The organism is Terasakiella sp., assembly GCF_048267425.1.
Classification (GTDB): domain Bacteria; phylum Pseudomonadota; class Alphaproteobacteria; order Rhodospirillales; family Terasakiellaceae; genus Terasakiella.
In genome coordinates, this window is sequence record NZ_JBLWXN010000008.1 from 144,110 (window position 1) to 165,756 (window position 21,647).

A 21,647-nucleotide genomic window follows, 5' to 3' on the forward strand; every position below is an offset into this window, starting at 1 on the left:
CTGCCAGAGGCTTTATGCGTCTGAGGTTGAGGCTTAAGCAACTTCAGATACAAGGACCTTAACAAATTGCCGCCATGCCCGATATTCGACTTTAGGCGAGAAGGAATCATTTTCTGGATAAACATTTTATTTCCTTACGACCTGTCACAATGATTGTCCGTTCCCACGGGGTAACGATCTGACACAGCTGTCGGGCATTGTTCATCCACCAGATATTGATGGTCGCGACCCTTTCTTCATTGGCAAAGGCAATTGATTTTGTTTGCCCACCTTCAATGCGCCCAGCGCCGCCAACAGAAGACACTTTCACTTGCCGGTCCGTTTTATTATGGATGATCAGATTGCCCGCCTTGGCCTGCCCCATCATCACAACAAGGATCAAAAGCGAGAGATATATCCGTTTCATGGGTCACTACTTCACATGAATTGAGGTAAATGTGCCCTTTTCTTCCAACCCTGCCGCGTACAGTTTGTAGATACCCGGTTTGATCGGAACAAAGAAAATCTCAGCTTCGCTTTCTTCTTCAAATTCAAGCTCATACAGATGGGATGCCTTGATCTCCATTTCGCCGGCCTCAACTTTGCGCAACCAGATAAAATCAAAAAAATCTGCGCTGCGTAATGCATAAGGCTTGCGCCCGGTACTGACAATTTTCAGCCGATAAGCCGTTCCTGTTTTAAGATCATATTGCTTCTGGCTCACCTGGTAACCCGCTTCGTCCGTCCCCAACACAAGATCCGGTAGCTTCACAGCCTTTCGTGCCAAATACCCTTCCGCAAAAGCAGATGTACTGAGAACAACAAGGCAAAATGCCAAAACACTGAAACGTTTCATCTAACTCATCCCTGTTGAAATTTATTTCGTTTGGATAACGCTAACAATCCGTCCTTGCCTCCGCCATTCGACAAAGGTCGAATTTTCAAGCTTCCGTCACGTTGCTCTAATAGCAAGCATACCGGACTGCCGGTTCGTTCACGCAATAATGGGAGCCAGGTTTCATGCGTTTTTTGCTCTGCCTTATCGCAGTATTAGGCCTGACGTTTCCAACCTCAGCCAAACAGGTAGAAACAATTTCCATCGCCTTTGTGTCGCAAAATGTAGAACACCCGCCAGTCCTGTCCAATTTGATTGAACCGCCTGATGATCTTGGGGTACAGGGGGCTTTGCTCGCCCTGCAAGACAACAATACGACCGGACGTTTCCTAAAACAGAAATTTACGTTGGAAACAATCACTTTGGCAGAGGACGCAAACCTACAACAAGCCATTGATGGACTCATCGCCAAAGGTCATAACTTGTTTGTGCTTGATCTTCCAAGTGTTAGCCTTCAGAGCGTTTTAAAACAGACTGAACATCAAGATTTACTCTTTTTCAACAGCCGTGCCCCTGACAATGCCTTGCGCCAACAGGCGTGCGATATCCGGTTGCTCCACACCATACCCAGTCGGGCTATGTTAACGGATGCCTTGGCACAATATCTGGTCAAAAAACGCTGGAAAGATTGGTTTTTAATCCAAGGCCCCCACGATGATGACCAAAAATTTGCCACATCTCTTAAAGCATCTGCGCGCAAGTACGGTGCAAAAATCGTTACAGAAAAAATCTGGAACGGTGGACGTGACGCCTATCGTAGCGCACAGGCGGAAATCCCCTTGCTCACCCAAGGCAAAGATTACGACATCCTGATGGTCGCCGATGAACTGGGTGATTTTGGGGAATATATGATTTACCGAACTTTTGATCCCCGCCCTGTTGCCGGGACGCAAGGCTTGTTCCCCACTGCATGGTATTGGACACAGGAACAATGGGGGGCCTTACAACTGCAAAACCGTTTTAAAAAACAGGCCAAACGCCCCATGACCGCACGTGATTATGCCGCTTGGGCCGCGGTACGTACAATCGGGGAAGCAGCAACCCGGACAAATTCAAAAGACTTCGCCACTTTAAACCACTTTATGCGCAGCCAACAGTTTGAACTGGCGGGATTTAAAGGACGCAAACTGTCTTATCGTCCTTGGAACGGTCAATTGCGTCAACCCATTGCATTAACAGCTGCGCATTCCCTCGTCACACAAGCCCCGATTGAGGGTTTTTTGCACCGCTATAGCGAACTTGACACCCTTGGCTTTGATCAGCCTGAAAGTAAATGTAAGGAATTTATCAAATGAAACGCCTGATCCTTGCGGCCCTTCTCGGTTCAACTATCATTGCCAGTGACTTATGGGCTTCTACAGCTTTCATCAGCAATGAAAAAGACAACACTGTTTCCGTTCTCGATCTGGATCAAATGAAAGTCACCCGGACCTTTAAAGTCGGCAAACGCCCCCGCGGTATTATTTTAAGCAAAGACAACAAGCGCCTTTATATCTGCACCTCCAACGACGATACGGTGGAAATTTACGACAGTGTGAATGAGACCAAAATAGGGGAGCTGCCATCTGGGGCCGACCCGGAACAATTTGCACTGCATCCTGATGACCGCAAACTGTATATTGCCAACGAAGACGATGCGCTGACAACGGTTGTCGATGTCAAAACCTCGCAAGTTCTAGCCCAAATTGATGTCGGCGTGGAACCCGAAGGCATGGCCGTCAGCCACAACGGTAAAATCGCCATTACGACGTCTGAAACGACCAATATGGTGCATTGGATCGACACCCAAAGCCATGAACTGTTTGACAATACACTGGTTGATCAACGTCCCCGCTACGCCGTTTTTGAACAGGACGACAGCTTGTTATGGGTTTCTTCTGAAATTGGCGGCACCGTATCCGTCATTGATGTAAAAGACCGACAGATTATAAAAAAGATAAACTTTGCCATTAAAGGCATTCATAAAGACCGGGTTCAACCCGTCGGCATGCGTTTAAGCCATGATGGCAAATATGCTTATATTGCCCTTGGTCCGGCAAACCATGTCGCCGTCGTTAATCGAAAAACTTATGAGGTGGAAAAATATATTCTGGTTGGACGACGCGTCTGGCATCTGGAATTCAGCCCAGATGAGAAATTATTGCTCACCACCAATGGGGTCAGTGGCGATGTCACCCTTATTGACACCCAAAACCTGAAAGCGGTGAAATCTATTAAAGTCGGACGCTACCCTTGGGGCATTGCGGTAAAACCATGACCGCATTGTTATCCGCACAAAACCTGTCTTTCACTTATGCGAATGTCAAGCAAGCCTTGAAAGATATTTCCTTTAACATCGAACCGGGATGTTTTTGTGCGCTTTTAGGGCCAAATGGCGCCGGTAAAAGCACATTTTTCGCCATAGCCAGTGCCTTAAACCGCCCGACGCATGGAAATTTATTCATTCATGGATATGATATCGCACAAACACCGCGCGCCGCCTTGGCTTTGATGGGGTTTGTTTTTCAACAGACAACCTTGGATCTGGACCTAAGTATTCTTCAGAACTTACGATATTTTGCCAGCCTGCACGGGATCGGAAACAAACTGGGCGAACAACGCATTCAAGAAGAATTGGAACGTTTAGACCTGTACGACAGGCGCCATGAAAAGGTTCGTCAGTTAAACGGTGGGCATCGCAGACGGGCCGAAATTGCCCGTGCGTTGCTTCATCACCCCGCCCTCCTGTTATTGGACGAAGCCAGTGTGGGGCTGGATATCGTAACCCGGCGCACCCTTGTCGAGCATGTCCATCAACTGTGTCAGGAACGCGGTACCAGCGTCCTTTGGGCAACACATTTAATTGATGAGGTTCGCGAAAATGACCAAACCATCATTTTACACAACGGACAAATAGCCGGACAGGGAACCGCACACGAACTCGCCGCCCCCACATTGGAGCAGACCTTCAATGATTTGACCCAAAGGGGGCAAACATGTCTTACCTGATTTGTCTAAAAGGCGTGATTGTCCGCGAACTTTTGCGTTTCTTACAACAACACGAACGTTTCTTTTCTGCACTGGTGCGCCCCTTGATGTGGTTGTTCGTCTTTGCTGCGGGTTTTCGCGCGGCCTTGGGGGTGTCGATCATTGCGCCATATGAAACCTATATCACGTATGAGGTCTATATCTTGCCCGGCTTGGTCGGTATGATCCAGTTGTTTAACGGCATGCAAAGCTCCCTGTCTATGGTCTATGACCGCGAAATGGGCAGCATGCATGTCCTGTTAACCAGCCCCATGCCGCGTTGGTTTCTCCTGTTCGGCAAGCTCTTGGCTGGGGCCTTTGTTTCCATTGTTCAGGTTTACGTTTTTCTGATCATTGCCTTTGGGTTCGGCATTGAATTGCCACCGTCCGGTTATTTGTTGGTTCTGCCTGTTTTGATTGTCAGCAGCCTAATGCTGGGTGCCTTGGGGATGGTCCTGTCTTCCCGGATTAAGCAATTGGAAAATTTTGCGGGCATTATGAACTTTGTCATTTTCCCTATGTTTTTTCTATCTTCCGCCTTGTACCCCATTTGGAAAATTTCGGAATCAAGCCCATTTCTCGCACAGCTTTGTCGCTTCAATCCCTTTACCTATGCGGTGGAACTCATCCGTTTTTCTTTTTATGCCCAGCTCAATACGCAGGCCTTATGGATCTGTCTGCTCTCTTGTCTTGCTTTTCTCGGCATTGCCTTGTGGGGGTACGACCCGACACACATTCATAAACGAGGTCCGAAATGAAAATCCTTTCCCTACTGTTCTTAATGATATTGGCGGCCTGTAATACTGTACCCCTCCCCGATGGATATCGTATGAACCGTTACAAGGCCCCTGTTCCCGACCACGTTCCCGGCGCACAAACCGTCAGTATCGAACAAGCGGTTCATCTAAAAGACAAAGGCGCTGTTTTCATTGACGTGATCGGATCTGGAAAATTCCTGACAAAATCCCGAAACGGTGGGTGGATCAGCGTTAAACCTCACACCTCTATTCCCGGCAGTTATTGGCTTCCCGATGTGGGGCGCGGTGCTTTAACGCCCGATCAAAACACCTATTTTCAAAAAGCGCTGGCGCAACTCAGTTCACAGAATAAACAGACAAAACTGATCTTCTTTTGCTTAAAATCCTGTTGGATGTCATGGAATGGCGCAAAACGGGCCGCCCACATGGGGTATAAATCGGTTTATTGGCTGGCCGATGGCAAAGACGGCTGGCAAGAGGCAGGCTATCCGTTGGCCGAAATTATTCCTTTTTCCATCAAAAAATAAACTCAATAAAACCAATAAATTAAACCTAAACCATCTAAAGATACGACTTAAGTCGAGTTTCCCCAAAGCCCCAAATCAGGCATTACAGAATTGTTGTGTCTGCAAAAGTCACGGCGTTTCCAGTTAACAGGTACAGGCGCCCGTATCAGGCGTTTGCTTCAAACAGTCTAGGAAGATAAAATGCTATTAAAAGATTTAAAAGAATTGGCTGGTGATGTTGCCATTCGCACCAAATACGACAACTTCATCGGCGGCGAGTGGGTTGCACCGGCTGACGGCGCATACTTTGATAACATTTCCCCGGTGACCGGGGGTGTCATCTGTGAAGTTGCACGGTCCAAAGCGGCTGATGTGGAACGCGCACTGGACGCAGCGCATGCCGCCAAAGATGGTTGGGCAAAAACATCCCCGGCAGAACGCGCACAGGTTTTAAATAAAATCGCGGATCGCATGGAAGAACGCCTGTCCTTGCTCGCGATGGCTGAAACAATTGACAACGGAAAGCCGATCCGTGAAACCACCGCCGCCGACCTGCCACTGGCGGTTGATCACTTCCGCTATTTCGCAGGCTGTATCCGCGCACAAGAAGGTTCTATCGCAGAAATTGACGCAGATACTTATGCTTATCATTTCCACGAACCGCTGGGTGTTGTCGGTCAAATCATTCCGTGGAACTTCCCGCTGCTGATGGCTGCGTGGAAAGTTGCACCGGCTTTGGCTGCTGGTAACTGCGTAGTTCTGAAACCGGCGGAACAAACACCAATGGCGATCATGGTTTTGATGGATCTGATCAAAGATATCCTGCCCAAGGGCGTGCTCAACGTCGTCAACGGTTTTGGTGTGGAAGCCGGAAAACCGCTGGCAACCAGCAAACGCATTGCCAAAGTTGCCTTTACCGGTGAAACCGGCACAGGCCGCCTGATCATGCAATATGCGTCTGAAAACATCATTCCGGTTACCTTGGAATTGGGTGGTAAATCACCAAACATTTTCTTTGAAGATGTTATGTCCGCCGATGATGCCTTTTTCGACAAAGCCTTGGAAGGTTTTGCCATGTTCGCCCTCAACCAAGGCGAAGTTTGCACATGCCCCAGCCGCGTTCTCATTCAGGAAAGCATCTACGAAAAATTCATCGAACGGGCGATCGAACGTGTCAAAAGCATCAAGCAAGGCAATCCGTTGGACAGCTCCACCATGATCGGTGCGCAAGCGTCTAAGGAACAGCTTGATAAGATTCTGTCCTATATTGAAATCGGCAAAAACGAAGGGGCCGAAGTTCTGTGCGGTGGTAATCAAGCCCAGTTGGGCGGCGAATACGCAGACGGTTTCTATGTGGAGCCGACCATCCTGAAAGGACACAATAAAATGCGTATCTTCCAGGAAGAAATTTTTGGCCCCGTCGTCAGTGTCACCACATTTAAAGACGAAGCTGAAGCCCTGGAAATCGCCAATGACACCGCCTTCGGTTTGGGTGCCGGCGTTTGGTCACGTGATGGCAATCGTGCCTTCCGTATGGGGCGCGGTATCAAAGCCGGTCGCGTCTGGACCAATTGTTATCACCTCTATCCGGCACATGCTGCTTTTGGCGGTTACAAACAGTCCGGTATCGGTCGTGAAACCCATAAAATGATGCTTAATCACTATCAGCAAACCAAGAACCTGTTGGTCAGCTATAGCGACAACGCCTTGGGTTTCTTCTAAGCCAAGCCTTCCTATTAAGGGCCGTGAAGAGGGACTCCCCCCACCCTCTTTGCGGCTTTTTTTATTTTTTCGGATAAGGATTTTGCCATGATGCAACTAGAAATAACACCCCAAGCCCTTGATATTTTACACAAACTCAAGGCAGAACATGGCAAGCTTATTTTCCTGATTTCCGGCGGTTGTTGTGACGGCAGTGCACCTCTGTGCTTTATCGCTAGTGAATTTACTCTTGGTGAAAGCGATATACAAATTGGACAGGTGGACGAAACCCCTGTTTACGTCGCCGACACCCTCAGTCAGCATATTAAAGGCGATGACCAGTTTTGCTTGGATGTCGCCCCCGGACGTGGCGGCGGCTTTTCCCTTGAAGCCCCTTACGGGGTGCGCTTTATCAATCGCAAGCAAGCAAGCTGCCCCCTCTAACACCAAATCCACATAAACCGGGACCAAACACGAATGCGGCATATTTTTTAATCAATTTAGCCTTGATAACTAAAAAAACATCCGGCCGGATAGATTCCATGCTTTACCCGCATTCAACTGTCTTGTATGTTCTCGCCAAATCTAACAAGCACCCGTAGCTCAGCTGGATAGAGTGACGCCCTCCGAAGGCGTAGGTCACAGGTTCGAATCCTGTCGGGTGCGCCATTTTCCCTCATCATAATTCCTGAATTTTATAAAAAGAGAATGCAAAGTCGCCTTCCTCTTTTTATTACACGACCTGATAGGTTCCCCTCATCAAGTTTTGCATAATTATTGATTTAAAAGCAAAAAACCCGCCTCAGCAAATAGCCGAAGCGGGTTTTTGTGGCGGACAGTGAGGGATTCGAACCCTCGATACCCGATAAAGGGTATGCCTCCTTAGCAGGGAGGTGGTTTCAGCCGACTCACCCAACTGTCCATATGTAAAAACGAACATCCGTCCGTTCGAGATGGGTTTTCTACAAACAGACGGCTGCCCTGTCAACGATCAAAACGTTTTATTTCACAATTATTTTTTATCCACGTTAAACAAGGTTTTCAGCTCGTCCTTATCATAAGCTTTTGTGCGGGTATGTTCATTTAACACGTCCAACCCACGACGGACCGCCGGGCGCTCTTTAATCGACAGGAACCAGCGTTTCAAGTTTGGATAATCATCCAACTCTTGCCCCTGATTCTTATAAGATCGGATCCACGGCATGCAGGCGATATCCGCGATGGAATATTCACCGGCCAGATAATCTACCTCGCTCAATCTTTTTTCCATCACACCATAAAGACGGGCGGCTTCCTTGGTGTAGCGTTCAATCCCATATTCCACCTTTTCCGGCGCATAGATACGGAAATGATGAGCCTGTCCCAACATCGGGCCGATCCCGCCCATCTGAAACATCAACCATTGCAGTACCTCATAACGTTTCATCGGGTCTTGAGGCAAAAGCGCGCTCTTTGTTTTTTCTGCCAGATAAATCAGGATCGCACCGCTTTCAAAAACACTGATCTCCTGACCATTTGGTCCGTTATGATCAATAAGAGCGGGAATTTTATTATTCGGGCTGATTTTCAGGAAATCAGGCTGGAACTGATCCCCCTTGGCAATATCAATACCGTGCACCTGATACTCAAGGCCGCACTCTTCCAGCATAATATGGACTTTGTGGCCATTGGGTGTCGGCCAAGAATAAAGATCAATCATTTTGCTTGTCCATTATCGCAATGTTAACAACTTTTCAGATAGATTATCCAATTGTGGTACTATAAATATGATGTAATTCACATTTCCACAGGAATTATTAAATAATGTTTGTTTTTCAATCCAAGAGGGTTCCCCAATGAACGAGGTCCTGCCCCAACAAAAGCTCCTGCTGGAACTGCTGATCATGTCCGGCGACATTGCCGTTGCCGACGATATTTCCAACACAATCCTTGAACGTACCGTTATTGAATGTGAAAAGCGCGGCTGGGTCAAGCGTTCCCAATTCGGTGCCGGGTTTCATAAAACCACGATCACGGAAAGCGGACGCGAAGCTTCCGGCTTAAAGCGCTAAAACAGCTTCCTGCGATATTATGACGGGGTCCCCGCTTTTTCGCGGGGATGACAGATGTACAAATCTAAAATTGTCTGTGTTTGACAATTTATCATTTTTGAAATGGATAATAAAAAACCGAGCCATATAAAGGACTGAAGAGTGGTAGCGGTGGCCGGAGTCGAACCGGCACGTCCTTGCGGACAAGGGATTTTGAATCCCTCACGTCTACCAATTCCATCACACCGCCTCGGTGTCCTTTATGGGCTCGGTTGCCCTCCTTTTAATTCGTCATTCCCGAGCTTGCAAGTGCTTTTTCTCACTTTCTGAAAATATTGATGCTTGATTGTAGATCGAGGTCTCGAAAACCTTAAAAAAACAGTCATAAAAACCAGAAAACAGACGCTTTTTTTATATTCAGGAAATTTTGACATAATTTTTCCATCTTCTCTGCCCATAAGTCATTGCGAGAGAGAGAATCCACTGCTAAACAGCTTTTTTTGCAAACGCTTAGGATAAACGTAACGTGCTGCAACGAACCTATGACTGGATGATGGGACTCGCCGCCCATAAACATGCCTTGTTTTTTCTGGCGATCTTATCCTTTGCGGAAAGCTCATTTTTTCCACTGCCCCCGGATATCCTACTTCTGCCGATGGTTCTGGCGGCCCGGGATAAGGCGTGGAAAATCGCATTTATTTGCACCGTTTCTTCTGTTCTCGGCGGGATTGCAGGATATGGGATCGGGTATGGATTTTTTGAAACTATCGGCAAGGCCGTTCTTGAATTTTACAATGCGGTTGAAAAATTCGAGTCTGTCAAAGAGCTCTATAACGAACACGGTGTCCTGATCGTTTTCTCTGCGGGTTTCTCGCCCATTCCCTACAAGTTATTTACGATTGCCAGCGGTGTCACTCAAATGGATATCGTTCCGTTTACCTTGGCGTCTCTGGTTGGTCGGGGCCTGCGGTTCTTTATCATCGCAGCCCTGTTGTGGAAATTTGGCAGTCCCATTCGTCTGTTTATCGAAAAACACTTAGGGAAATTAACACTTCTTTTTGTGATTCTTCTGGTTGGCGGTTTCGCCCTGATTAAACTCTGGCATTAAGGCACTTGATATGAACAGCTTGATCCAACAGATTTCCAAAAACCCGAAACTGCCCGGCTTATTTATTCTGCTGGTTTCTATCGCTGCCCTCAGCACAGCCTATTTTGTTGAATATGTTGTGGGCATTGATCCCTGTATCCTTTGCCTTTATCAACGCATCCCTTATGCAGCAGCAGGTCTTTTTGCCCTGTTCGCCATTATCGGCAAGCCCGGTGGATTTACACAGCAAGCGGCCTTATTTGGTTGCCTCATTGCTTTCCTCATTGGCGGATCCTTGGCTTTTTATCATTTCGGGGTCGAGGAAAAATGGTGGCAAGCGGCCTGTAGCGGTGCCCAGAACCTGAACATGAGTTTCGAAGACCTGAAAGCTTCCATCATGTCAGAGCCATTAAAACCTTGCGATACACGAGACTGGGTCATGTTTGGGATCTCGATTACTGTTTACAATACCATTGCCAGCCTGTTTTTAGCCCTATCCTGCTTTACGAGCCTGACAATCTTGCGTAAACTTAAAGCGCATACACGATAAATCAGTGACAACAGACGAGATAAAGAATGACCCCTCACCCAAAAGGTCGCATGCCCGGCGACTTAAACCATAAAGAAATGATTGAACGCATGGTCCGTGTGGATCAGGCGGGTGAGTATGGTGCGGTGCGTATCTATAAAGGGCAAATGGCGGTTTTGGGCAAAGGGGATAAAAAAGACCTGCTTCAACACATGTTGGAACAGGAAGAAGTCCATCTGGACACCTTTAATAAAATCGCTGCACAACGCCGCGTACGCCCGACATTTATGACCCCCATCTGGCATATGGCCGGTTTTGCCTTGGGTGCAGGAACGGCCTTGTTAGGTGAAAAAGCAGCAATGGCCTGCACTGTTGCTGTTGAAGAAACCATTGACGCGCATTACGCCGACCAAATCAAAGAACTCGGCGATCACGAACCCGAACTGCGCGACACATTTGTAAAGTTTAGAGAAGAAGAACTCGAACATCGCGATATCGGTTATGAACATGGTGCGAAACAGGCACCGGCTTACGGGTTGCTCACCAAAGCCATAAAATCAGGTTCAAAAGTCGCCATATGGGTCTCTGAACGCTTTTAACCCCCCGCCTTAACAATAACAGCTTTACCCGTAAAAAATACACGCCTTTGAGGGATAATGGATGGAAGACCTTCTTATCGCAATTGATCACCGCGACCCGGCATGGATCGCCATTGCTTTTGCCTTCGGGTTGTTATTCAAACAACTGAGGCTCCCTCCAATGGTGGGGTTTCTTGTTGCCGGTTTTATCCTTCATCTGATCGGTATCGAAGGTGATAGTTTTCTGCGGGCCATTGCAGATTTAGGGGTCACACTGCTTTTATTTACAATCGGCTTGAAATTACGCATCGGCAGTCTGCTTAAGCCGGAGATATGGGCATCCACCAGCCTGCATATGCTTGGGTCGATTATACTCACCGTTATTTTCCTGCTGAGCCTTGGCTCTCTCGGGCTGTTTGCATTTGATGGTATTGAATTCAGTACAGCGGTTTTAATCGCTTTTGCCTTGTCTTTTTCCAGCACTGTCTTCGCTGTCAAAATGCTGGAAGACCGGGCGTCATTGACCTCTCATTTCGGGCAAATTGCCATTGGCGTTCTGGTACTGCAAGATATTGTCGCCGTTGTTTTTCTGGCAGCCTCCGCCGGTAAAGTTCCTTCCATTTGGGCTTTGGCTCTTTTCGGTCTGATTCCGGGGCGCTTCCTTCTGCATAAATTTCTTGAATGGAGTGGACACAAAGAATTACTCACCCTCTTTGGCTTTGTTCTCGCCCTTGGCGGCGCTTCCCTGTTTGAATTAGTTGGCATGAAAGGCGATTTAGGCGCTTTGGTTGTAGGGGTTTTAATCTCCAACCACAGCAAGGCCAAAGAACTGGCGAATACTTTGCTCAGCTTCAAAGAAGTCTTTCTGGTCGGTTTCTTTCTTACCATCGGTCTGACCGGGCTACCCACTTGGGAAACGGCGATCAGTGCCCTTTTGCTGTTGCTGCTCATCCCTTTCAAAACCGTTATGTTCTTTCGGTTGTTCACCTTATTCCGGGTCCGTTCACGCGCCAGCACATTGGCGTCCTTGTCGCTTGGGAATTATAGCGAATTCGGCTTAATTGTTGCCGCCATTGCCATATCTTCCGGTTGGCTTTCCTCGCAATGGCTAACCATTATTGCCATCACAGTTTCGGCTTCTTTTGTATTGGCCTCCCCTTTCAGCCTGATGGCAGACAATATCTACCAATCCTATCAGAAATTTTTAAAACGATTTGAAAGCGCAAAACGACTATCCGGGGACGGCGACATCGGATTACACGGTCATTCTATTCTGGTTTTCGGGATGGGGCGGATTGGCAGCGCGGTTTATGATGAGATGCATGATCAGGTTGATGGCCAAATTCTAGGCATTGATTTAGATGATCGGGTTGTCGAACGTCACATAAAGAAAGGCCGAAATGTTATAACAGGCGACGCCTCCAACCCGGAATTCTGGTCACGCGTACAGCATCATGAAAGTGACATTCATCTGATCTTGCTGGCCATGCCCAACCGTGAAGCAAACATCCGTGCAGCCGAACAATTGCGTGAACATGGCTATAAAGGCCCCCTCGTTGCAACAGCCAAGTATGGCGATGACGTTGAAAAATTGCTTGATGCGCAAATTGACGAAGTTTACAACATTTATGAAGAAGCTGGCACGGGCACAGCCAATCAAATGCAAAAATTTCTGATGTTCCCCCGTGAGGATACGCCAGATCAAATTAAGGCATAAGGGAAATATATATTATGACTCGATTGATTAAGACACTTTGTTTGATTGCTGTTCTTGCACTCAGTGTTGCAGGACTATCCGCCTGTTCACCGGAAGTCGGTTCAAAAGAATGGTGTGCAGACTTAAAAGAAAAACCCAAAGGGGACTGGAGCGCAAACGAAGCGGCAGAATTTGCCAAAAGCTGCGTATTCTAATAAAAAAACGCTTCCCCTCGCGGTTTATTCGAGGGGAAGCGCTTAAAAAATGCCCTTCTGCAAGTGGGAGGTTTGCAAAAGGGCATAGATTGGGGACGTCTAGTGTTCCAGTTTTTTGACTTAGATAGGCCAGTCAGGTTGGGGAGGTTTTGCCAGCCTATTTAAGAAGAATGCGCTAGGCCGGAACCGCCTGCTGCATTGTTTGAATGAAATTGCTTCGAAATCCAGGCTGAGATCGTGGCAAACACATTCCACGCTGCTTCAGAGCGCATGACGCGCGCACGTTGGATCGCCAAATCGATGTCTTTTTGGGTCAACGGTTCTGCTTCGAGCAACATATATTTATCCATATCTCTTCTCCTACATTTCAAATCGCATTTTGATCCTTGCGATGAATAACAATGTATTTCTTTTCCTGAGAAATGATAATATACTATTTTGGCAAACGACTTGTGAATTTTACTCACAAATAGGTGGTGCATGACCAAAGAAACCCAAATGAATATCTTTACACAAGCTGTAAAGGAAGGAAGTTTTTCTTCTGCTGCGCGTGCATTGCACCTCACACCTTCCGCCGTCAGTAAACAAATCAATGCCCTTGAAGATCGGCTTGGTGTCCGGTTATTAAATCGCACCACTCGTAAAATTCATTTGACCGAAGCCGGTGCACGCTACCTCGAACATTGCCAACGCATTTTAATGGATATTGAAAATGCCGAAAGCGAAGTTGGCGGTATGCGCGACAGTCCACGCGGGTTGTTGCGTGTCAACGCCCCTGTTGTCATGGGCGCCCGGCGCATCGCCCCCTTGCTGGTCGAATTCAAAGACCGTTATCCCGATATCAAAATTGAAATGAACTTATCGGATCACCGTGTCGATTTAATGGAGTCCGGCGACGATGTTGCACTGCGTATCGGTGATGAACTTTACGATTCTTCCATGATCGCCCGACGCATTTGTCGATTGCGTCGCATTGTTTACGCCGCCCCCAGCTATCTGGATAAATACGGCGAACCACAAACCCCGGAAGAATTGTTGGACCACAACTGCATCACCTATAACGAACCTGCCTATTTGAATGACTGGCCGTTCATCAATTGTCCGGGGCCAAAATTAATTCATGTCAGCGGCAGTTTCCTCAGCAATAATGGCGAGGCTCACCATTATGCGGCCCTACAAGGGCTTGGGATTGCCCGTCTCGCGACCCTTTTGTGCGGGGAACGTATTCAAAGCGGTGATTTGGTGGAAATTTTACGCGATTATGAACCGCCTTCGCGGGTTTATTTCTGGGCAATTTATCCGCAAAATCGTTATGTTGCGCCGAAACTTCGTGTCTTTCTGGATTATCTCCTGGAAAAACTCAGTCCGATACCACCGTGGGATCAATACGAAACATGAAAATTTCATCATCACCCTCCCCTAACTTTGATGAACGTCCGATGGATACACCCATTGACATACTGGTCCTGCATTACACCGGTATGAAAACAGCCCATGCAGCACTGGAACGCATGTGCGACCCACAAGCCAAAGTCAGCGCCCACTACATGATTGACGAAGATGGCAGCATTACTCAATTGGTCGCAGAAGATAAACGTGCATGGCATGCCGGCGTTGCCTATTGGCGGGGACAGACAAACATCAACGCCCGTTCTATCGGTATTGAGATCGTCAATCCCGGCCATGAATGGGGATATCGTGCATTTCCCACATTACAAATCGATGCTGTCATACAATTATCCAAAGACATACTGGCCCGTCATCCCATCCCGGCACGCAATGTCGTCGGACACAGCGATGTTGCCCCGCGCCGTAAACAAGACCCCGGTGAACTTTTTCCGTGGCAAAAACTGGCGCAAAACGGTGTTGGTTTATGGTTAGATTCAAACAATCACCAAACCAATCTCCTAAACCTAGGATACGAAGACGAAAGCACAGATAGTATTCTGGCTTTCCAACGACACTTCACCCCAAATCATCTCAGCGGTGTTCTTGATGATAGAACAAAACAAGCGTTAAGCAGGATTTGCTTGACCTAGCCCCCCTTTACACTTAAGCAAAGCAAAGTCAGGTGGTTGGATGATCGCTCCATAGCTGGTAACGGCTATGGGGAGGAAAGTCCGGGCTTCATGGATATACGGTGCCGGATAACGTCCGGCGAGGGTGACCTTAGGGAAAGTGCCACAGAAAGCAAACCGCCTTTGTTTACAAGGGTAAGGGTGAAAGGGTGCGGTAAGAGCGCACCGCTGGCCTAGCGATAGGACAGGCATGGTAAACCCCACCGGAAGCAAGACCAAATAGGAACGGACGGCAGATTCAACGGGCTGCAAATGCATATCCACATTACCGTTCGGGTGTGTCGCGCGAGGCGTTTGGCAACAAATGTCCCAGACGAATGATCATCCATCCTGTGCAAACAGGGGGACAGAACCCGGCTTACAGACCACCTGACTTTATTTCTTCAACGCATATGGCCCGCATAATGACAAATCGTGACATTTATGTAGATATTCAAGGGAACGGCCCTGCGCTTGTCCTGTTACACAGCTGGTGCGGATCTCATCACGACTGGGCGCGCGTCATTGATCTGCTGAAAGACCGCTTCACCCTTTACACATGGGATGCGCGTGGGCATGGGCAATCTGTACATCACAGCGAAACACCATGCACCTTGTCCCAAATGGCAGCAGACCTGAACAATCTGATTTGTGATTATAAGCTGGATAAGCCGATGGTCGTCGGGCATTCTATGGGGGCGTTTATCCTCTGGCAATATCTGGAAACTTACGGACAGGACAAACTATCCCAGATCGCAATCATTGATCAAACCCCCAAATTGGTCACAGATCCGACATGGCTTCACGGCATTTACGGGCAGTTTGATCAAGATAAAAGCACTGCATTTATCAACGCCTTACAAAATGAATTTGCCGAAAATGTTCTTAAACTCGCGGCTTTTGGTCACAATGCAAAAACACGTAAAAAATACGAAGAAAATTCAAAAGGCATGCAAGCCTTGCGGGCCTATCTTCAGAACCTTGATCCCCTTCCCCTCATTGATATCTGGCGGGATCTAACACAAGCCGATTTTCGTAATCTTCTGCCCAATATCACCCTGCCTACCCTGTTGGTCTATGGAACAGATAGCAATTATTACGGTGAAGCGGTTGCACGCTACATGCAAAAGACATTACCCTATAACCAACTCCACCTGATTGAACAGGCCGACCACTCCCCGCATCTATTTGATCCGGGGAGGTTCGTTGACACTTTAATCAAATTTTACGTTTAAACAGCCGTCCAGCCACCATCCATCGTCAGGGTGGAGCCGGTCATCTGGCTGGCAGCATCACTGCATAGGAACACCGCAGCGGCCCCCAACTGATCAGGCGTTGCGAACTGTTTTGAGGGCTGTTTTTCTGACAACAGGTCACGAGCTTCTTCGTCAATAGAACGTCCTGATTTTTCTGCACGCGCCACGATTTGATCTTCCACCAATGGTGTGCGCACCCAACCCGGACAAATGGAATTGGCCGTGATCCCGCTTTCGGCGGTTTCCAGCGCACAGACCTTGGTTAAACCGATCAATCCGTGTTTGGAGGCCACATAGGCCGATTTATTGACAGAAGCCACCTGACCGTGGGCAGACGCCACATTGATAATGCGGCCCCAATCTTTTTCTTTCATATCGGCCAATGCCAAACGCATGGTATGAAACGCGGCATTCAGGTTCAAAGAAAGAACCATATCCCATTTATCCGGTGCAAAACCTTCAATTGGCGCCACATGCTGCATGCCCGCGTTATTGACCAAAATATCAACCGGACCAAGATCGGATTTGACTTTCGCCATCATGGCTTCAATCTCTGTTTGTTGTAACAAATCCGCCGCCGCAAAAATGACGCGCCCTGTGCCCAAGCCGTTCAATTGTTCAACCAGTGCATCGGTTTCCGGTGTTTGTGTCCGTGCATTTACAACCACATCGGCATTTTGTTCGGCAAATGCTTGCGCTATACCTAAACCAATCCCGCTTGTCGACCCTGTTACAAGTGCAATCTTGCCCGTTAACATGAAATATCTCCCATATATAATTTTGCAGGATAGTTAAACATTTGTTTTCCAAGGTCAAGGTTCTTGGACGCATCAACAGCCCCCTGATCCAACTTGAAAACAAAAAAATCCCTTCTGCAAGAAATCGTAACAGAAGGGATAATAGGTCAGACACTCAGATGATTATTTGTTGCGTAACTTTGCCAATTCCTGTTCGGCAACATCAACACGCACTGTCCCGGATTTAACCAGAATTTCGGCAACGATATCAATTTCATCACCAACACCGCCTGCCATTGCGACAATGTTTTTGGCGTGCAATCCCATATGGCCTTTTTGAATGCCTTCGGTTGCCAGTGCCCGCATGGCTGCGTAATTTTGTGCCAAGCCAACAGCTGCAATGGCTCGCGCAAGGCTTGCAGCACTTTTTGTTCCCAAAATTTCGAGATTGGTTTGTGCAACCGGATGAATTTTTGTGGCCCCGCCAACAAGACCAACCGGCATCGGCACTTCAATTGACCCGACAAGATTACCGTCTCGACCCACTTCCCAATTGGTCAGGCTTGTATAACGCCCCGAACGTGCGGCATAAGCATGCGCACCGGATTCAACCGCACGCGTGTCATTTCCCGTTGCCAAAACAACAGCAGAAATACCATTCATAATGCCCTTGTTGTGGGTCGTCGCGCGATAGGGATCAACATCTGCAAAGTAATAGGCTTGCATCATTGCATCCCGCACACTTTCCCCACCGATATCCTCCAAACGCCATGTGGCGCGCGCACGTGCCAAACGTTGATCCGCGAGGTTGGACAGAATACGCAAATAAGTCCGCCCTCCGGTCCATTCTGCGATAAATGGCGCAAGTTTTTCCGCCATTGTATTGACCGTATTGGCCCCCATCGCGTCGCGTGTATCCACAATAATATGGGTAATCACCATCGGACCGGATTTACTGTCGAGGATACGAACCTCTACATCATGAAAACCCCCGCCTAATTTGATCAAAACCGGGTCGGCATCGTTGCAAATCTCTTTAATTTTCTCGCGCTGTTCCAAGATTTTAATGCGCGCAGCAAAAGGATCACTGCATTCAACAAGTTGGATTTGCGCAATCATCAACGATCCGGTCATGGATGTGGTAAATCCACCACTGCCCCGACATTGTCGTGCCGCATTACAAACCGCAGCCACCACCGATGATTCTTCCGATGCCATAGGGATTAAGACATCTTCGCCATCAATGATCATATTGGTCGCAATCCCGATGGGAATAGGCATGGTCCCAATGGCATTTTCAATCATACGATCAGCCACATCCATCGGCAGATTGCCACTATCGGCAAATGTATCCAACGAAGACGAAGCAAGGCCAGTATATTCGGCAACTTTTTTCAAACGTTCCTCAACAGGCAGCTTATGAAAACCTGAGATACGGGAATTAACAGACATTATTGACCTCTTATTTTTAGTGCCCGACCATGAAATTCGGCAACCACGTCACCAGATCGGGGAACAAAACAAACAGAATTAAAGCGAAAACTTGCAGAAGAAAGAACGGGATCACACCGCGATAAACCTGGGCGATACCGATATGGGGCGGCAAAACCCCCTTCAGATAGAACAACGTGTATCCAAAAGGCGGCGTGATATAGGCCATTTGCGCCGTAATCATAAAGAGAACACCAAACCACAAAGGATCGAAATCAAGGGCTGTGATGATCGGTAGGAACACGGGCACGCATAATAAAATGATACCGATTTCGTCCAAAAACAGCCCAAGAAAGACCAGCACCAAAATCAGGATGCCCAACACCACGTAAGGGGAGAATTGTAAATTTTGAACAAAACTGACGACGGAGTCCGCCCCGCCCGTTGCACTGAAAACAGAAATGAACGTCCGTGCACCGATTGTGATCCATAAAATCATCGCGGTGACTTTCAACGTATCCGTTGCCGCCCCTGAAATTTCCTGAAAAACAAGACGGCGCGAAACCAGTGCAGAAATCAAGGCGCCAACAACCCCCACAGCCGCTGCTTCAGTTGGGGTTGCAATCCCTAAATAGATGGTTCCCAGCACACCTAAAATAATCAAAGCCGGTAGAATGAGAGTGCGCAACGAACGCAATTTTTCCTGAAGAGTAAAATCATCTTCATTCTCATCCGGTTTGGGGGCAAGGGAAGGATTAAGCCACACGCGTATCCAAATATAACCGCTGTAAAGCACGGCTAAAATCAAGCCGGGAACGATACCGGCAATAAACATTTTACCGATCGAAATCTTTGCCGTAATCGCATAGACAATTGTCACCACAGATGGCGGGATCAAAATACCAAGCGTACCGCCCGCACAGATTGCCCCAAGGGCAAGCGGTTGGTTATAATGTCGTTTCAACATCGACGGTAACGCCAAAATCCCCATCGCTGCAACGGCAGCGCCGACCACGCCTGTCATCGCCGCCATAATCGTACAAATGATAATCGTCCCGATCGCCAGACCGCCGCCAATCCGGGAGAACCATTTTTCCATCGCACTATATAAATCTTCGATAATGCCGGACCGTTGCAAAATACAAGCCATCAGCACATAAAGGGGAATGGCGAGCAAGGCCTCCGATGTCATGGTTTCAAACGTTTGCAGGACCGAGATTACCAGCGCATCCTGCCCCCATAATAAAATGGTAAAGCCAAATGCCACACCGCCCAAAACAAACGCCAGTGGTGCCCCTGTCAACATGACGCAAACAAGTGCGGAAAACATTAAAAAGAGTGTCAAAGACGAACTCATGCCGTTTCCTCCTGACGTGTCTCATGAGAAAACAGGAAGACGAGATTTGCCAAAATCTGACCAACCAGCAAACAACTGGCAATCGGCAAAAAGATTTTAAAAGGCCAGATTTGCGGGTTCCACGTTGAAAAGGATGTTTCGTTCAACAAGAAGGAATTGTAAGCCTGCCCAGTCGAATAAACTGTCAAGATAACGGCGAAAACACCGCCCATCATCAAACCGATCAATTCCATACAAAAGGTCAAACGCGGCCCTGCGCGATCTTTTAAAAGATCAACGGCGACGTGCCCGCCTAAATAAAGCAAGTACGGACCACCCAACAAAAAATAAGGGCCAAACAACAAAGTCGCGAGTTCAGATGCCCAAATCGTTGAACTGTCAAAGACATATCGGCTAACGACCTCGAGCAACATAATCGGAACAATAAGAAAAATGATCCATTTCGCCGATTGAAAAAAGAAACGATTCACCGACGTAATGAAATAAGCAATTGATTTCATTTATTTTCTTTTCAGGAAGAGGAAAGGTTCCCGACAGGCACAATCAAAGGACACTGTCGGGACACATCTCAGCTTTAGGCCAAAAGTCCAAGTTGACGCATATAACTCATTTGCGTTTCCAGCACACGTGTTGCCAGTTCGTTACCTTTGGTCGCTTTGCGCCATGACCCAACGGCTGTTTTACGCCCTTGTGCAATATCGTCCTGATCCAGTGTGATAATTTCGACACCGGCGTCTTTGAACTTTTGTAAATATTCGACGTTTGACACCATAATGTTTTGACGCAAAGAAGAAGAAACTTCGCGCGCAGCAACTGCAAGCGCCTGTTTATATTGTTCCGGTAAAGCACCATAAGCGGCCGTATTGGCGACATAGCTTGTGGCGGTTGTTGGCTGATGAACGCCTGGTAAAATAATGTATTTCGCAACCTCGGCCAGTCCTTGTTCGAAGTTGGCTTTGATATCACCACGGTCTGCCAGATCAATCAGACCTTTATCCAAGGCGGAATAGACTTCGCTTGTCGGTAAGGGTGCCACAGATACACCCATATCCCCCATCACACTACTGGCAAGACCGACAAAACGGCCCTTTTTGCCCTTAAAATCAGCCAAAGATTTAAGCGGAACTTTTGAATGGATAGGTTCTTCGCCGTAAACCGTCGGTGCGATATAGGTCAACCCAGCCGGTGCATAGGCTTCGCGTGCCATTTCCAGACCGCCCAATTCATAGAACCAAGCTTCGAACTGATCCGGGTCCGGGAAACCAAAAGGAACCGTGGACGTAAAACCAAAAGCCGGAATTTTACCAGCGGCATAACCATCAAATGTTTTCATCATCTGGAAGGCACCAGAACGCACCGCATCAAAGGCTTGTGCGTTGGGGACCAACTGTCCCCCTGCGAACAATTTAATTTCGAAATTGCCATCGGTTAAATCAGCAACCCGTTTAACAAACTTTTCTTCATAAATTTGCGGCGTTGTGCCCGCGCCCCATAAGGCTTGCATACGCCATACAATTTTGTCACCTGCGCTTGCCGGTTTTGCCCCTGTCAAAACCGCAGCACCCGCGCCAAGGGCCAAAGCGCTGCCTTTAATCAGATTCCGTCTGCTCACGTCTTTCATAGATCAACTCCACTGTTAAAAATTTAGCTTTTGTAGCACTTCTTTACCGAAAAATTGGGACACTTTTTAAAATTGTTCAAAAATAAACAAACATGAACACTTTCAGAAGTAACCCAAATACCTTGACGGCACGAGTGATTGACAACAGTATGCCGATATAGAATTCCGTAAAACAGGGACAATTTTCTTATAATTTTGAGGCACTGTA

Annotated in this window: 25 protein-coding genes, 3 tRNA genes and 1 other RNA gene; 18 read left to right on the top strand and 11 right to left on the bottom strand. The window is 47.7% G+C overall.

Annotated elements, in window-relative coordinates; translation table 11 throughout:
• Positions 1-106: 106 nt before the first annotated feature.
• Both ACN0VA_RS13260 and ACN0VA_RS13265 read right to left on the bottom strand, forming a co-directional pair.
• Positions 107-406 carry a hypothetical protein gene (locus ACN0VA_RS13260; protein ID WP_417821624.1) on the bottom strand — a complete coding sequence of 100 codons (300 nt, stop codon included), beginning with the start codon at positions 404-406 and terminating at the stop codon, positions 107-109.
• Between the two features lie 6 nt (positions 407-412).
• On the bottom strand, positions 413-835 hold the full coding sequence (locus tag ACN0VA_RS13265; RefSeq protein WP_417821625.1) for a hypothetical protein: 423 nt from the start codon (positions 833-835) through the stop codon (positions 413-415).
• Positions 836-999: 164 nt separating this feature from the next.
• Between ACN0VA_RS13265 and ACN0VA_RS13270 the strand changes: the two genes are divergently transcribed.
• The 8 genes from ACN0VA_RS13270 to ACN0VA_RS13305 all read left to right on the top strand — a co-directional run bounded on the left by ACN0VA_RS13270 (position 1,000) and on the right by ACN0VA_RS13305 (position 7,514).
• Positions 1,000-2,169, top strand: coding sequence for an ABC transporter substrate-binding protein (locus ACN0VA_RS13270; protein WP_417821626.1), 1,170 nt, complete (start codon positions 1,000-1,002; stop codon positions 2,167-2,169).
• Positions 2,166-3,131 carry a YVTN family beta-propeller repeat protein gene (locus ACN0VA_RS13275; protein ID WP_417821627.1) on the top strand — a complete coding sequence of 322 codons (966 nt, stop codon included), beginning with the start codon at positions 2,166-2,168 and terminating at the stop codon, positions 3,129-3,131. Before ACN0VA_RS13270 ends, ACN0VA_RS13275 begins: the two co-directional genes overlap by 4 nt.
• Entirely contained in the window at positions 3,128-3,862 is a 735-nt protein-coding gene (locus tag ACN0VA_RS13280) for an ATP-binding cassette domain-containing protein (protein ID WP_417821628.1), read from the top strand. Before ACN0VA_RS13275 ends, ACN0VA_RS13280 begins: the two co-directional genes overlap by 4 nt.
• Positions 3,850-4,638: an ABC transporter permease gene (locus ACN0VA_RS13285; protein ID WP_417821629.1), complete on the top strand. Its 789-nt coding sequence runs from the start codon at positions 3,850-3,852 to the stop codon at positions 4,636-4,638. The genes ACN0VA_RS13280 and ACN0VA_RS13285 overlap by 13 nt, the downstream gene beginning before the upstream one ends.
• Complete coding sequence (locus tag ACN0VA_RS13290) at positions 4,635-5,165, top strand: rhodanese-like domain-containing protein (protein WP_417821630.1); 531 nt, start codon at positions 4,635-4,637, stop codon at positions 5,163-5,165. The genes ACN0VA_RS13285 and ACN0VA_RS13290 overlap by 4 nt, the downstream gene beginning before the upstream one ends.
• Before the next feature lie 180 nt (positions 5,166-5,345).
• Complete coding sequence (gene adh, locus ACN0VA_RS13295; RefSeq protein WP_417821631.1) at positions 5,346-6,866, top strand: aldehyde dehydrogenase; 1,521 nt, start codon at positions 5,346-5,348, stop codon at positions 6,864-6,866.
• An 87-nt stretch (positions 6,867-6,953) separates the two neighbouring features.
• A complete protein-coding gene (locus tag ACN0VA_RS13300; protein WP_417821632.1) occupies positions 6,954-7,289 on the top strand; it encodes a DUF779 domain-containing protein in 336 nt (111 codons plus the stop codon).
• A 148-nt stretch (positions 7,290-7,437) separates the two neighbouring features.
• Positions 7,438-7,514, top strand: a tRNA-Arg gene (locus ACN0VA_RS13305).
• Positions 7,515-7,674: 160 nt separating this feature from the next.
• On the opposite strand, the gene ACN0VA_RS13310 is transcribed toward ACN0VA_RS13305, so the two are convergent.
• Positions 7,675-7,767: transfer RNA gene (locus ACN0VA_RS13310), tRNA-Ser, on the bottom strand.
• Between the two features lie 90 nt (positions 7,768-7,857).
• Complete coding sequence (locus ACN0VA_RS13315) at positions 7,858-8,544, bottom strand: glutathione S-transferase N-terminal domain-containing protein (RefSeq protein WP_417821633.1); 687 nt, start codon at positions 8,542-8,544, stop codon at positions 7,858-7,860.
• Positions 8,545-8,680: 136 nt separating this feature from the next.
• On the opposite strand from ACN0VA_RS13315, the gene ACN0VA_RS13320 reads away from it, so the two are divergent.
• Positions 8,681-8,896, top strand: coding sequence for a hypothetical protein (locus ACN0VA_RS13320; RefSeq protein WP_417821634.1), 216 nt, complete (start codon positions 8,681-8,683; stop codon positions 8,894-8,896).
• Between the two features lie 142 nt (positions 8,897-9,038).
• On the opposite strand, the gene ACN0VA_RS13325 is transcribed toward ACN0VA_RS13320, so the two are convergent.
• Positions 9,039-9,125, bottom strand: a tRNA-Leu gene (locus ACN0VA_RS13325).
• 276 nt (positions 9,126-9,401) lie between these two features.
• On the opposite strand from ACN0VA_RS13325, the gene ACN0VA_RS13330 reads away from it, so the two are divergent.
• The 5 genes from ACN0VA_RS13330 (at position 9,402) to ACN0VA_RS13350 (ending at position 12,980) form a co-directional block, all read left to right on the top strand.
• Complete coding sequence (locus ACN0VA_RS13330) at positions 9,402-9,983, top strand: YqaA family protein (protein WP_417821635.1); 582 nt, start codon at positions 9,402-9,404, stop codon at positions 9,981-9,983.
• A 10-nt stretch (positions 9,984-9,993) separates the two neighbouring features.
• Positions 9,994-10,512, top strand: a complete 519-nt coding sequence (locus ACN0VA_RS13335; protein WP_417821636.1) for a disulfide bond formation protein B — start codon at positions 9,994-9,996, stop codon at positions 10,510-10,512.
• 26 nt (positions 10,513-10,538) lie between these two features.
• Positions 10,539-11,090 (top strand): demethoxyubiquinone hydroxylase family protein, encoded by a 552-nt coding sequence (locus ACN0VA_RS13340; RefSeq protein WP_417821637.1) that lies wholly within the window; start codon positions 10,539-10,541, stop codon positions 11,088-11,090.
• Between the two features lie 61 nt (positions 11,091-11,151).
• Positions 11,152-12,786, top strand: a complete 1,635-nt coding sequence (locus tag ACN0VA_RS13345; RefSeq protein ID WP_417821638.1) for a cation:proton antiporter — start codon at positions 11,152-11,154, stop codon at positions 12,784-12,786.
• Between the two features lie 14 nt (positions 12,787-12,800).
• The gene (locus ACN0VA_RS13350) at positions 12,801-12,980 is read left to right on the top strand and encodes a DUF3012 domain-containing protein (protein WP_188663025.1); all 180 of its coding nucleotides are present in this window, start codon (positions 12,801-12,803) and stop codon (positions 12,978-12,980) included.
• Positions 12,981-13,141: 161 nt separating this feature from the next.
• Here the strand turns inward: ACN0VA_RS13350 and ACN0VA_RS13355 are convergent, their stop codons facing one another.
• Complete coding sequence (locus tag ACN0VA_RS13355; protein WP_417821639.1) at positions 13,142-13,330, bottom strand: RSP_7527 family protein; 189 nt, start codon at positions 13,328-13,330, stop codon at positions 13,142-13,144.
• Between the two features lie 130 nt (positions 13,331-13,460).
• Here ACN0VA_RS13355 and ACN0VA_RS13360 point away from each other — a divergent pair, with 130 nt between their 5' ends.
• The 4 genes from ACN0VA_RS13360 to ACN0VA_RS13375 all read left to right on the top strand — a co-directional run bounded on the left by ACN0VA_RS13360 (position 13,461) and on the right by ACN0VA_RS13375 (position 16,272).
• Positions 13,461-14,378: a LysR substrate-binding domain-containing protein gene (locus ACN0VA_RS13360; RefSeq protein ID WP_417821640.1), complete on the top strand. Its 918-nt coding sequence runs from the start codon at positions 13,461-13,463 to the stop codon at positions 14,376-14,378.
• Positions 14,375-15,019, top strand: coding sequence for an N-acetylmuramoyl-L-alanine amidase (locus tag ACN0VA_RS13365; RefSeq protein WP_417821641.1), 645 nt, complete (start codon positions 14,375-14,377; stop codon positions 15,017-15,019). Before ACN0VA_RS13360 ends, ACN0VA_RS13365 begins: the two co-directional genes overlap by 4 nt.
• Before the next feature lie 28 nt (positions 15,020-15,047).
• An RNA gene (gene rnpB / locus ACN0VA_RS13370) (RNase P RNA component class A) lies at positions 15,048-15,435 on the top strand.
• Positions 15,436-15,462: 27 nt separating this feature from the next.
• A complete protein-coding gene (locus ACN0VA_RS13375) occupies positions 15,463-16,272 on the top strand; it encodes an alpha/beta fold hydrolase (protein WP_417821642.1) in 810 nt (269 codons plus the stop codon).
• Here ACN0VA_RS13375 and ACN0VA_RS13380 read toward each other — a convergent pair.
• From ACN0VA_RS13380 to dctP, 5 genes are all read right to left on the bottom strand, one after another.
• On the bottom strand, positions 16,269-17,051 hold the full coding sequence (locus ACN0VA_RS13380) for a 3-hydroxybutyrate dehydrogenase (protein ID WP_417821643.1): 783 nt from the start codon (positions 17,049-17,051) through the stop codon (positions 16,269-16,271). The genes ACN0VA_RS13375 and ACN0VA_RS13380 overlap by 4 nt on opposite strands.
• 162 nt (positions 17,052-17,213) lie before the next feature.
• On the bottom strand, positions 17,214-18,518 hold the full coding sequence (locus ACN0VA_RS13385) for a hydroxymethylglutaryl-CoA reductase, degradative (RefSeq protein WP_417821683.1): 1,305 nt from the start codon (positions 18,516-18,518) through the stop codon (positions 17,214-17,216).
• Entirely contained in the window at positions 18,499-19,818 is a 1,320-nt protein-coding gene (locus ACN0VA_RS13390) for a TRAP transporter large permease (protein WP_417821644.1), read from the bottom strand. Before ACN0VA_RS13390 ends, ACN0VA_RS13385 begins: the two co-directional genes overlap by 20 nt.
• Complete coding sequence (locus ACN0VA_RS13395) at positions 19,815-20,318, bottom strand: TRAP transporter small permease subunit (RefSeq protein ID WP_417821645.1); 504 nt, start codon at positions 20,316-20,318, stop codon at positions 19,815-19,817. Before ACN0VA_RS13395 ends, ACN0VA_RS13390 begins: the two co-directional genes overlap by 4 nt.
• A gap of 74 nt (positions 20,319-20,392) precedes the next feature.
• Positions 20,393-21,439, bottom strand: coding sequence for a TRAP transporter substrate-binding protein DctP (dctP, locus tag ACN0VA_RS13400; RefSeq protein WP_417821646.1), 1,047 nt, complete (start codon positions 21,437-21,439; stop codon positions 20,393-20,395).
• Positions 21,440-21,647: the final 208 nt, after the last annotated feature.

Excerpts from the sequence above, each read along its gene's own strand:
- ACN0VA_RS13260 (WP_417821624.1), bottom strand. The coding sequence starts at position 406 with ATGAAACGGATATATCTCTCGCTTTTGATCCTTGTTGTGATGATGGGG.
- ACN0VA_RS13265 (WP_417821625.1), bottom strand. The coding sequence starts at position 835 with ATGAAACGTTTCAGTGTTTTGGCATTTTGCCTTGTTGTTCTCAGTACA.
- ACN0VA_RS13270 (WP_417821626.1), top strand. The coding sequence starts at position 1,000 with ATGCGTTTTTTGCTCTGCCTTATCGCAGTATTAGGCCTGACGTTTCCA.
- ACN0VA_RS13275 (WP_417821627.1), top strand. The coding sequence starts at position 2,166 with ATGAAACGCCTGATCCTTGCGGCCCTTCTCGGTTCAACTATCATTGCC.
- ACN0VA_RS13280 (WP_417821628.1), top strand. The coding sequence starts at position 3,128 with ATGACCGCATTGTTATCCGCACAAAACCTGTCTTTCACTTATGCGAAT.
- ACN0VA_RS13285 (WP_417821629.1), top strand. The coding sequence starts at position 3,850 with ATGTCTTACCTGATTTGTCTAAAAGGCGTGATTGTCCGCGAACTTTTG.
- ACN0VA_RS13290 (WP_417821630.1), top strand. The coding sequence starts at position 4,635 with ATGAAAATCCTTTCCCTACTGTTCTTAATGATATTGGCGGCCTGTAAT.
- adh (WP_417821631.1), top strand. The coding sequence starts at position 5,346 with ATGCTATTAAAAGATTTAAAAGAATTGGCTGGTGATGTTGCCATTCGC.
- ACN0VA_RS13300 (WP_417821632.1), top strand. The coding sequence starts at position 6,954 with ATGATGCAACTAGAAATAACACCCCAAGCCCTTGATATTTTACACAAA.
- ACN0VA_RS13315 (WP_417821633.1), bottom strand. The coding sequence starts at position 8,544 with ATGATTGATCTTTATTCTTGGCCGACACCCAATGGCCACAAAGTCCAT.
- ACN0VA_RS13320 (WP_417821634.1), top strand. The coding sequence starts at position 8,681 with ATGAACGAGGTCCTGCCCCAACAAAAGCTCCTGCTGGAACTGCTGATC.
- ACN0VA_RS13335 (WP_417821636.1), top strand. The coding sequence starts at position 9,994 with ATGAACAGCTTGATCCAACAGATTTCCAAAAACCCGAAACTGCCCGGC.
- ACN0VA_RS13340 (WP_417821637.1), top strand. The coding sequence starts at position 10,539 with ATGACCCCTCACCCAAAAGGTCGCATGCCCGGCGACTTAAACCATAAA.
- ACN0VA_RS13345 (WP_417821638.1), top strand. The coding sequence starts at position 11,152 with ATGGAAGACCTTCTTATCGCAATTGATCACCGCGACCCGGCATGGATC.
- ACN0VA_RS13350 (WP_188663025.1), top strand. The coding sequence starts at position 12,801 with ATGACTCGATTGATTAAGACACTTTGTTTGATTGCTGTTCTTGCACTC.
- ACN0VA_RS13355 (WP_417821639.1), bottom strand. The coding sequence starts at position 13,330 with ATGGATAAATATATGTTGCTCGAAGCAGAACCGTTGACCCAAAAAGAC.
- ACN0VA_RS13360 (WP_417821640.1), top strand. The coding sequence starts at position 13,461 with ATGACCAAAGAAACCCAAATGAATATCTTTACACAAGCTGTAAAGGAA.
- ACN0VA_RS13365 (WP_417821641.1), top strand. The coding sequence starts at position 14,375 with ATGAAAATTTCATCATCACCCTCCCCTAACTTTGATGAACGTCCGATG.
- ACN0VA_RS13375 (WP_417821642.1), top strand. The coding sequence starts at position 15,463 with ATGACAAATCGTGACATTTATGTAGATATTCAAGGGAACGGCCCTGCG.
- ACN0VA_RS13380 (WP_417821643.1), bottom strand. The coding sequence starts at position 17,051 with ATGTTAACGGGCAAGATTGCACTTGTAACAGGGTCGACAAGCGGGATT.
- ACN0VA_RS13390 (WP_417821644.1), bottom strand. The coding sequence starts at position 19,818 with ATGAGTTCGTCTTTGACACTCTTTTTAATGTTTTCCGCACTTGTTTGC.
- ACN0VA_RS13395 (WP_417821645.1), bottom strand. The coding sequence starts at position 20,318 with ATGAAATCAATTGCTTATTTCATTACGTCGGTGAATCGTTTCTTTTTT.
- dctP (WP_417821646.1), bottom strand. The coding sequence starts at position 21,439 with ATGAAAGACGTGAGCAGACGGAATCTGATTAAAGGCAGCGCTTTGGCC.